The sequence below is a fragment of the Thalassovita autumnalis genome, assembly GCF_001458255.1.
In the GTDB taxonomy this organism is placed as follows: domain Bacteria; phylum Pseudomonadota; class Alphaproteobacteria; order Rhodobacterales; family Rhodobacteraceae; genus Thalassobius; species Thalassobius autumnalis.
Map to the genome: position 1 here is coordinate 1 of NZ_CYSB01000016.1, position 9,352 is coordinate 9,352.

The window sequence follows — 9,352 nt, forward strand, 5'->3', positions numbered from 1 at the left end:
CATGGAACCGGCGCCCCGAAAAAGCCTGAAACCGCCCCGATACCGGACGGATACGAGGAAACCATGAAAACGCTTATGACAACTTCGATAATTGCTCTGAGTGCTTTGACAGGCGCCGCACATGCGGATGTGAACGCCTGTCTGATCACTAAGACGGATACCAATCCATTCTTCGTGAAGATGAAGGAAGGCGCGACCGCAGCTGCAGAAGCTAACGGCATCAGCTTGTCGACATTTGCAGGCAAAATCGATGGTGACGTTGAAAGCCAGATTGCCGCAGTGGAAACCTGTATCGCTTCTGGCGCCAAGGGTATCCTGATCACCCCCACTGACAGTCGTGCTTTGACGCCAGTGATTACACAGGCCCGCGAAGCTGGCGCCCTGGTAATCGCGTTGGACACGCCGTTTGAACCCGCCAGCGTTGCGGATGCAACCTTTGCCACTGACAACTTTAAGGCCGGTGTTCTGATTGGCGAATGGGCTGCGGCCAAGCTGGGCGAGGACGCAGCAAATGCCAAGATTGCTCTGTTGGACCTGAATCCATCGGAGATCTCGGTCGACTATCTGCGCAACAATGGTTTTCTGCAGGGCTTTGGCATCGACATCAAAGACCCGACCGACATTGGAGACGAAGAAGACCCCCGCATCGTTGGCAATGACGTGACCAACGGCAACGAAGAAGGCGGCCGGACTGCGATGGAAAACCTGATGCAGATCGATCCGGAAATCAACGTAGTCTACACCATCAACGAACCTGCCGCTGCTGGGGCCTATGAAGCGCTGAAATCGGTGGGACGAGAAAATGATGTTCTGATCGTTTCGGTCGACGGCGGCTGTCCTGGGGTCCAGAACATTTCCGAAGGCGTGATCGGAGCGACATCGATGCAGTTCCCGCTGCTTATGGCCTCGCTTGGCATCGATGCGATCAAGTCCTGGGCTGAAACTGGTGCGAAACCGCAGAACACCGAAGGATTGGATTTCTACAACACTGGTGTTGAACTGATCACAGACGAACCCGTGGATGGCATCCCTTCGCTGAGTTCGGCCGAAGGCATGGGCAAGTGTTGGGGCTGATCTCCTGCTGATTCCCTAAGCCGGGGCTGTAGTGGCCCCGGCACTCATTCTCTGCCAACACCTTTGACCATACTCAATATGCCAGCATAGGCTGGCGTTGAGGGAGATCGTCATGACAACCAAAGCCAGCTATGAACAGGTCATCGACCAAGGCGATAAGACTGTCGCTAAGTTCGAAATCCGCCATCAAAGCTTGCTGGACCGTATCCAGCATATACTTCACAACAACCCCACCTTTGTTCCGGTCATCGTTTTGGTGATCAGTCTTTTGGCTTTCTGGATGATTGCGGGCGGGCGTTTCTTTTCGGCCTTCAACCTCAGCCTGATCATGCAGCAGGTGTCGATCATCGGGATACTCGCAGCGGCGCAGTCGCTGATCATCATCACCGCGGGGATCGACCTGTCGGTGGCGGCGATTATGATCCTGATGTCGGTGATCATGGGCAATCTTGCCGTCAATATGGGCGTGCCATCCCCGCTGGCGATTGTCGTGGGGTTTGCGGGCGGCATGGCTGCCGGGGCCATGAACGGGCTGTTGATCACCAAGATCAAGCTGCCCCCTTTCATCACCACGCTGGGCACATGGTCGATCTTCTTCGCCCTGAACCTGTGGCTGTCGGGCGCTCAATCCATCCGCAGCCAGGACATCGATAAAAACGCCGAATTCCTGAAGTTCTTTGGCAACGCTATCAAGATCGGCGGCGCCCGCATCACCTTTGGTGTGATCCTGATGATCGTGATCTTTGTTGTTCTGTGGTATATGCTGAACAAAACCGCATGGGGCCGCCACGTCTATGCTATCGGCGACGATACCGAAGCTGCTGAAATGTCCGGCATACGCACCGAACGCACGCTGGTGTCGGTCTATATGCTGGCCGGACTGGTCTGCGCGATCGCGGGCTGGGCATCAATTGGCCGGGTAGGATCAATTTCGCCGCAGTCGTTCTACGAAGGCAACCTGCAATCCATCACTGCCGTGGTGATCGGGGGCATATCCCTATTCGGGGGACGCGGGTCGATCATGGGAGCGCTGTTTGGCGCGCTGATCGTCGGCGTGTTCCAATCGGGCCTGCGCATGGCGGGCGTTGACGTGCTGTGGCAGGTCTTTGCCATCGGTTGGCTTATCATCATCGCGGTCGCAATCGACCAATGGATCCGGAGGGTTTCAGCATGACACCTGTTGTATCTGCCAAGGGCATTGTCAAACGCTATGGCCATGTCACCGCCATCGACCATTCCGATTTCGAACTGCGCCCCGGTGAAATCCTTGCCGTGATCGGCGATAATGGGGCGGGCAAGTCATCCATCGTAAAAGCGATTTGCGGCGCGACCACCCCGGATGAGGGCGAGATCCTGATCGAAGGCAAACCGGTCAAGTTCTCCTCACCTATTGAGGCCCGCGATATGGGGATCGAGATCGTCTATCAAAACCTCGCCCTGTCGCCCGCCCTGTCCATCGCGGACAACATGTTCACCGGGCGCGAGCTGCGCAAACCGGGGTTTTTGGGCAAGTTTCTGCGGATGCTGGACAAGCCCGCGATGGAGAAATTCGCCCGCGAAAAGCTGACCGAGCTGGGGCTGATGACGGTGCAGTCGATCAAACAGCCGGTCGAAACCCTTTCCGGTGGTCAACGCCAGGGGGTCGCCGTAGCCCGCGCCGCCGCCTTTGCGACCAAGTTCATCATCATGGATGAACCCACGGCGGCGCTCGGGGTCAAAGAAAGTCGCAAGGTGCTGGAGTTGATCAAAGATGTGCGCGCCCGTGGCGTTCCCATCATCCTGATCAGCCACAACATGCCTCATGTCTTCGAGGTTGCTGACCGTATCCACATCCACCGGCTGGGCAAGCGGCTGTGCACCATCGATCCCAAGGATTACACCATGTCCGATGCGGTGGCCTTCATGACCGGGGCCAAGGAACCTCCCGGGCAGGACGCTGCATGAGCACCGTCCTGACAATTCCCGAGGCGCTGCCCGACTTGATATTGGCAGCGCCTTTTTCTAATCGGCGCAAACTCGTCGCGTTGGCTGGTCCACCGGCCTCGGGCAAAACAACGTTGGCGGCAGAGCTGGTGCAAAGCCTCACGGAACGGGGCCACTCGGCAGCGGTTTTGCCGATGGACGGGTTCCACCTCGACAACCGCCTCCTTTCCAAATTGAACCTGCTTCATCGCAAGGGATCTCCTAAAAGCTTTGATGCTTCGGGACTATTGCGCGTGTTGAAGGCGTTGCAGTCAGACGAAGTTGTCTATTTCCCGCTGTTCGACCGAAAACTGGACATTTCGATAGCAGGCGCTGGAAAGGTCTCAGACGATTGTGAAATCGTGATTGTGGAGGGAAACTACCTTCTCTTCGACGCCCCGATCTGGCGTGAGTTGGTAGAGTATTGGGATTACTCAATCTACTTAAACGTTCACTTGGATATCCTCGAAACGCGTCTGCGCAAACGCTGGCAGTTTTACAATGTGCGTGATGACGACGTCGAAAAGAAGATCACTTCCAACGACCTTCCAAATGCACGCCTAATAATCGAAAGTGCGCTGCCCGCAAATGCGGTGCTGACAGCATAGACAACTCTTCTCAACGCTGCGTTCTTTGGCATCTCATGCACATACGTTTGGAAAGTACTCCGCTCTAAGAGACCGCCTGTTAGCCGACGTCGCCGTACATCGCAGCATTAGGAAATTTAGGCTCGATACTGCAGTTCGCTGCAACCGGCTCGAATGGCTTTTGTCAGCCCACATCGGAAGTTGGGTTTCGACACCAAGGGCGGGGAGAAGCCATTCGTTGCGCACGGCACTTATCGCCACTGTGAAGACACCTGCCGCTCGCAGCATTCAAGCGAGTGTTTCCTTTCGGTGTTATCGGGTTGTTTGAAGACAGCCTGCAAGCATCTTATCCTTGCGAAATCTGACGTATTTCGTGAGAGTAATTGCAAGAAATGCAATCAAGCGAAACCAAATGGACGATAAGCTCACCTCGACATTCTTGCGGGTTTGCCAAGACGGTTCGATCCGGGCCGTAGCGGTTTCGCTCCAGCAAGAGCCGTCGACCATCAGTCGCAGGCTGACTGCGCTGGAAACCGAACTTGGTATCCAGCTTCTTGAACGCCGCAAGAAAGGCGTAAAACCAACAGAGGCAGGCGAGTTGCTTTTGCACCATCTGCGAGGTCAGGCAGCAGAATTAGAAGCTCTCACCGCTGAATTTGATGCCTTGCGCGGGATGCGTCGAGGCAGCGTTTCGCTAGCAGTTGGCGAAGGGTTCATAAGCGACCTTATCAAGAACGCTTTGCCGAGCTTTAAGAAAGCCTATCCAGAGATCACCTTCACCATGCGCAGCGGGTCCACCGAAGCCGTTATGCAAGATATCCAGAATGACGTGGCCCATTTGGGTTTTGTTTTCAATGCAACTCCAGATCGTCACTGCAAGGTGCTTGCACATACGGCGCAGCCTTTGCAACTCTTGGCCAAACCTGCGTCGGATTGGGCAAAGACGACTTCACCAGTTTCGATCAGCAGTCTTGCCTTGATGCCCTCGGCCTTATTGTTGCCTGGTTCGGGCATTGGGGCAATGGTAAGCGAGGTCGAGACGATCTACGGCGTCCGGCTACGTCGGGCTGTGGAAGCGAACTCGCTCGCGGCCATTCGGAACTTTGTTCGCGAAGGACTGGGCGTGACCGTCCTGCCGGCCTTTGTTGTCGCCCAAGAGATCGCGGATGGTACCATCATGGCCCTACCTTTGGACGTGCCAGAATTTGCGCGAGGTGAGGTCAGCCTGATCGCTCGGTCTGGTCGACGCTTGCCTGAAGCGGCGATGAAACTTGCCAATCACGCGATGCGGTCGATGCAGGCGTTTCAAGCCTAACCGTACATGTGTTGCGTGTTGCGCAACATTTTTCTCAATGCACCGCAATTCCCGAACATCAGAAACCTAGGCTACCTTGCCGGAAACAGCGGGAGTATCTCATGATCGGATTGGTTGGACTGGGCGCAATGGGGGGCGGCTACCTTTCGCGCTTGATGGAACAGAACTGCGACGTGCTGTGCTATGACGCAATGCCAGAGGCCCGTGCGCGGGCCGAGGCAGCAGGGGCCGAGGTCGCGGCGTCGCTTGCCGATTTCAGCGCCTGCGACACGGTCATCTTGTCCCTGCCCAAGGCCGCAATCGTCGCATCGGTGATGGAAGAGCTTGGCCCGCATTTGCAACAAGGCGCAATTGTTGTGGACACATCGACCTCTGAGCCTGACACGACCAAGCGCCTCGCGACGCAGGCGCAAGACGATGGCTATACCTTCCTCGACGGTCCTGTCAGCGGCGGGCCCTTAGGTGCGCGTTCGGGCACAATGACCATGGTTGTTGGCGGGGACGCGGACGCCTTTGCCAAAGCGCGCCCCTTGCTGGAAAAGATGACAGGTAAACTCGTTCATATCGGCCCGTCTGGCGCGGGTCATACCGTGAAGATCGCCAACAACCTGCTGTGTGCAGCGAACCTCGTGTTGATGAGCGAGATGGCGCAGATGGCCGAACGCGCGGGGATTTCGCTGTCCGAACTTTTGACGGGGATCAACGCAGGGTCCGGTCGGTCAGGCGTGAGCGAGGTGAACTTCCCTAAATGGATCACGAACGAGGCTTACGATTCCGGCTTTACCATGGGGTTGATGCGCAAGGATGTTGGCCTTGCGACCGGGTTGGCAGACCGGTTGGGGATCGGCCTGCCCGCAACCGAGACCATCGCCTCCATCTGGGAAAACAGCCGCGAGATGTTGGATGACAGTGCGGACTTCAACGAAATCTACAAATACCGGAAACGCTCCAATGCTTGATCGTATCTCTCACTACAAGTCGCTCTGCGCGGAGCTTGGCCTATCCGATGTCCCGCAAAGCTATGTAGGCGGTGCATTCGTCACGGGCGATGGTGCGACAATCGCTTTGGAAGACCCGTTTTCACGTAGTGTTTTGGCCGAATATCCCGATTGCGGTGCCGAGGTTGCGAACCGAGCATGTACGGCCTCCGATGCGGCACAAAAGGTCTGGATGCGTGATTTCACCGCCGCTGCTCGTGGGGTCGTCATGCAAAAGATCGCAGCTTTGGTCGATGAGCGCCACGAAACTCTGGCTCAGGTGGAGGCGGTCGTGTCGGGTAAGCCCATCCGCGATTGCAGAGTTGAGGTCGCGAAAGTGTCCGAAATTTTTCGTTATTACGCGGGCTACACGGACAAACTGCACGGCCAGGTGATCCCAGTGCCTTCGGGCCATCTGAACTACACGATCCGCGAGCCGTTGGGCGTGATTTTCCAGATCACACCATGGAACGCGCCGATGTTCACCGCCGGTTGGCAGATTGCGCCGGCGATGGCCTGCGGCAATGGCGTGGTGTTGAAGCCCAGCGAGTTGACGCCTGTGACCTCCATTGCTTTGGCCGCAATCTGTGAAGAAGCGGGCACGCCCAAAGGGCTGATCAACGTGCTAGCGGGGCTTGGCCCCACGGCAGGCGAAGCGTCGATTGCCCATGATGCCACGCGCAAGGTAGTTTTTGTGGGCTCTCCCGCCACAGGGCGCGTCGTTGCGACCTCAGCAGGTAAGGCATTGAAACCTGTCGTGCTGGAATTGGGCGGCAAATCGGCCAACATCGTGTTCGAAGATGCTGATTTGGAGGCAGCGTGCAAAGGCGCACAGGCCGCGATCTTCGCTACCGCAGGGCAAAGCTGTGTGGCCGGATCACGGCTGCTGGTGCAGGCGTCGATCAAGGATCAGTTTATGGACATGGTCGCGGCTGGCATGGGACAGCTGAGGGTCGGCGACCCGCTGGATGACGCGACAGAGATCGGCCCCATCAGCAACCGCCGTCAGTTTGATCATGTGACAGCCATGGTCGATCAGGCGGCCAAGGACGGGGCCAAGGTTCTAACTGGAACCAGCGACGAAACCGATGCGCTCATCGTTCCGCCTACCATCCTTGCGGACTTGCCGCCTGAAGCCGATGCCGCCCAGACCGAGATTTTCGGCCCCGTGGTCACCGCGCTGAGTTTCGAAGACGAGGCCGAAGCCGTCCGCATCGCCAACAGCACCGATTTCGGGCTGGCAGGCGCGGTTTGGACGAACAATGTCAGCCTTGCGCATCGCATGGCCGCGAACGTCCGGGCGGGGACGTTCTGGGTGAACGGCTACAAGGCCATCCACGTGTCCACTCCTTTTGGCGGCTCGCGCTCTTCCGGTTTTGGACGGTCATCTGGTATGGATGTACTAATGGAATACACTGAGCCCAAAAGCGTTTGGGTCGAAACCGCAGAAGTGCCGCGCGTGGCCTTTGGTTATGCGCCAAGCGAATGACATGAGCCTGATTGAAGAAACTGCCCGCCTTTTTGGCGAAGAGTCAGCGCTGGCTACGCTCTATGGATTTGCGCCGGATGAGGTGAAAAACGATGCCGAGCTGCTCGCCGCCGTGCTGGCTGGGTTGGTGCCCGATGCAGAGGCAAGGCGTAGGGTCCGTGATTTGGTCGGTGAGGCCTTTGGTGAGGATGAAAGGGCCATAGCGTTTGCCATGGAAGACCTCGCAGCAACCGCTGAACGCGACCTCAGCACTGACGCCGCACATGTGTTGCTATTCGCCCCCGGCTATCAGGGGCTTTTGTCTTATCGTGCGTCGCGTGCGCTGCTCCTGTCAGGTCGTGAAACGGCAGCCGCAGCGGTCAAAGCTTTGCTTGGGCGACAACTCAGCGTGGACATCGCGCCAGAAGCTCAAATCGGGCGGCGTGTCTGGCTGGACCACGGGCTGGGCGTTGTGATCGGGCGCACAGCGATCATCGAAGATGACGTGAGCATTTGGCACGGGGTCACGCTGGGGTCGAACTTTGTCAGCATGGGGAACCGAAGGCACCCGCTGATTGGCAAGGGCGCTGTGCTTGGTGGTCATTCGATCATCTTGGGCGGCATTGATATCGGTGCAAATGCGGTTGTTGCAGCTGGGGCCATCGTTACCAAATCCGTCCCCGCAGGCAAAACCGTTTACGGACCGAAAGCCACCGTCCGCGACCGTAAGCACGGCAGTTTCAGCGGCTTCTCCTAGGAGGTTTCCATGGCATTTCTCGGCATCGACCACCCTTTGATCGCTGTGCGTGATCTTGATCAAGCGATAGAGACCTATCGCAGCTTGGGTTTCTTCATCGCGCCTCCCGGACAGCACCCATGGGGGACATCCACGGCTCTGGCCCTGTTCCGCCATCAGATACTTGAGATCGTTAGCATCGGCGACGCGTCCTTGCTGGACGGCTATGAAGCAGGCAGCTTTCGCTTTGGACGGCACGTTGAGGGGTTCCTGGAAAAGTCCGAAGGTGTCGCGCTCACCGCGCTTTTTACCGAGGACGCAGGTGAGGCAGAGGCGCAACTGGCTGCGCGTGGTATTCCGTGCACGGGTACGATTAACTTTGGCCGCGACGTGGTCCGCGCCAATGGACAGCCGGATCGGACAAAGACCACGCTCAAGGTGTTCCACAATGATACGATGCCTCGCCTGTCGGTTTTTGCTTGCCAGCAACATCGGCGCGATCTTCTGGAGTTCCCGGACCGGATGACACACCCCAATGGCGCGCATGGTTTTGCAGCCGCGACGATTGTGGCCGAGGACAAAGCGCCTGTTCTAGATTGGTTGACCCGTGTTCACGACGTTTCCGCCACCACGGATGCTGAAGGATTTGACAGTGTTGAGACCACCAATGGTCACTGGCGGATCGTGGACCCAAGCCAATTCCATTCGATCTACGGCGCAGATTTGCCCGATGACTTTCTGGCGGATGGACCGAGAATTGCGGCGTTGGATGTTCGGGTCAGTGACTTCGATGCGGTCAATGGAGTGCCAGTCACGACCGAAATGTCAAAGCTCGGCGGAATTGCGATGCGTTTTGTTGGTTCGAGAAAACATGCTTGATTGCTTAGAAGCCGACATTGGTGCGTCCGCAGCATTTGGTAAAGTGGACTCGTCATTGCCGTTCGCTGCAACCGGCTCGAATGGCTGCTGCCAGTCCAAAGCGGACATGACCAATTTACACTTCGGACGGAGAAAGGACCTTCGCTGCGGTTCGCGCCAAGGCCTGCTATACGGACAAAGCAGTCACCCCTCCAGCATCGATGAACATGCTTTGCTTGGCAAAGTGCAAGCTCCCTATGCTTTCGGGTAGTTCGCCTATCCCGATGCTTGCTTTGCAACCCGCCTCCTTTCTTTCACCTTAGGGTCAGGACCCATTGATTTCCGCGTAGGGGCGTGATTCACAGTTCGAAAAAC

The 9,352-nt window shown here is 57.2% G+C and carries 9 protein-coding genes; all 9 read left to right on the plus strand.

Features of this window, described 5'->3' with window-relative positions; genetic code table 11:
• Positions 1-63 precede the first annotated feature (63 nt).
• The 9 genes from TL5118_RS04825 to TL5118_RS04865 all read left to right on the plus strand — a co-directional run bounded on the left by TL5118_RS04825 (position 64) and on the right by TL5118_RS04865 (position 8,998).
• Positions 64-1,074 (plus strand): sugar ABC transporter substrate-binding protein, encoded by a 1,011-nt coding sequence (locus TL5118_RS04825; RefSeq protein WP_058241758.1) that lies wholly within the window; start codon positions 64-66, stop codon positions 1,072-1,074.
• Positions 1,075-1,186: 112 nt separating this feature from the next.
• On the plus strand, positions 1,187-2,248 hold the full coding sequence (locus TL5118_RS04830; protein ID WP_058241621.1) for an ABC transporter permease: 1,062 nt from the start codon (positions 1,187-1,189) through the stop codon (positions 2,246-2,248).
• Complete coding sequence (locus TL5118_RS04835) at positions 2,245-3,018, plus strand: ATP-binding cassette domain-containing protein (RefSeq protein WP_058241620.1); 774 nt, start codon at positions 2,245-2,247, stop codon at positions 3,016-3,018. Before TL5118_RS04830 ends, TL5118_RS04835 begins: the two co-directional genes overlap by 4 nt.
• Positions 3,015-3,644, plus strand: coding sequence for a nucleoside/nucleotide kinase family protein (locus tag TL5118_RS04840; protein ID WP_058241619.1), 630 nt, complete (start codon positions 3,015-3,017; stop codon positions 3,642-3,644). Before TL5118_RS04835 ends, TL5118_RS04840 begins: the two co-directional genes overlap by 4 nt.
• A gap of 391 nt (positions 3,645-4,035) precedes the next feature.
• Positions 4,036-4,938, plus strand: coding sequence for a LysR family transcriptional regulator (locus tag TL5118_RS04845; protein WP_058241618.1), 903 nt, complete (start codon positions 4,036-4,038; stop codon positions 4,936-4,938).
• A 101-nt stretch (positions 4,939-5,039) separates the two neighbouring features.
• Positions 5,040-5,897: an NAD(P)-dependent oxidoreductase gene (locus TL5118_RS04850; RefSeq protein ID WP_082626099.1), complete on the plus strand. Its 858-nt coding sequence runs from the start codon at positions 5,040-5,042 to the stop codon at positions 5,895-5,897.
• Positions 5,890-7,404: an aldehyde dehydrogenase family protein gene (locus tag TL5118_RS04855; protein WP_058241617.1), complete on the plus strand. Its 1,515-nt coding sequence runs from the start codon at positions 5,890-5,892 to the stop codon at positions 7,402-7,404. Before TL5118_RS04850 ends, TL5118_RS04855 begins: the two co-directional genes overlap by 8 nt.
• Before the next feature lies 1 nt (position 7,405).
• Positions 7,406-8,140 carry a serine acetyltransferase domain-containing protein gene (locus TL5118_RS04860; protein WP_242601725.1) on the plus strand — a complete coding sequence of 245 codons (735 nt, stop codon included), beginning with the start codon at positions 7,406-7,408 and terminating at the stop codon, positions 8,138-8,140.
• Between the two features lie 9 nt (positions 8,141-8,149).
• Complete coding sequence (locus TL5118_RS04865) at positions 8,150-8,998, plus strand: VOC family protein (RefSeq protein ID WP_058241615.1); 849 nt, start codon at positions 8,150-8,152, stop codon at positions 8,996-8,998.
• Positions 8,999-9,352: the final 354 nt, after the last annotated feature.